This is a genomic window from Actinacidiphila acidipaludis, from assembly GCF_019890725.1.
Taxonomy (GTDB): Bacteria; Actinomycetota; Actinomycetes; order Streptomycetales; family Streptomycetaceae; genus Actinacidiphila; species Actinacidiphila acidipaludis.
In genome coordinates this window covers 1-561 of sequence record NZ_JAINZZ010000151.1, presented here as the reverse complement: position 1 = coordinate 561, position 561 = coordinate 1, and the positions used below count along the sequence as shown (strand labels likewise).

Annotated in this window: 1 protein-coding gene; it reads left to right on the top strand. The window is 67.7% G+C overall.

Annotation, left to right across the window (positions count from 1 at the left end; genetic code table 11):
* The coding region (locus K7862_RS37090) for a zinc-binding dehydrogenase (protein WP_222970212.1) at positions 1-218 on the top strand (218 nt) is incomplete at its 5' end.
* Between the last annotated feature and the right edge of the window lie 343 nt (positions 219-561).

The following is a 561-nucleotide window of genomic DNA, read 5'->3' as shown; positions in this document are numbered from 1 at the left end:
GCTGCACCATCGCCGCGCAGGTCGAGGGCGTGGCCGCGGCCAACGGCGCGAACGCGGTCCCCGGAGCCCTGGAGGAGATCGCCGCCCTGGTCGCCGAAGGCCGACTGCGGGTGCCGATCGCAGCGAGGTTCCCGATCGAGCAGATCCGCCGTGCGGCCGAGCTCCAGGCCGGCCGGCACGTGCAGGGCAAGGTCCTCATCGACCTCCAGACGGAGTAAGGAATCACCCTCGCGGCAGCGGGTCTCTCGCTGATGACAGCGCCACGGACCTGGGAGCGGATCCCGACAGGGGCTCGGCCCTTCGCTGCAGTGCGCCCATCGGCGCACGCTCAGTCCGTGTCGACTCCCGCGGCTTCGTCCCTGATACCGGGGTGTTCATGGGGGGGCGCCTCTCTCGACGCCCAAGGCAGGTTACCTCTGTCTCAGGTCACGAAAAATCTATGTCGGCCAAAGTAGACATTGGGCGGCAGCGCGGCTATGGTTTCTCTCGTAGCCGAGATCGATGAGGCCCGGCAGACATGAACTGCCGGGCAGCGGTACACGCAAGTCGCAGTTCGCAGGA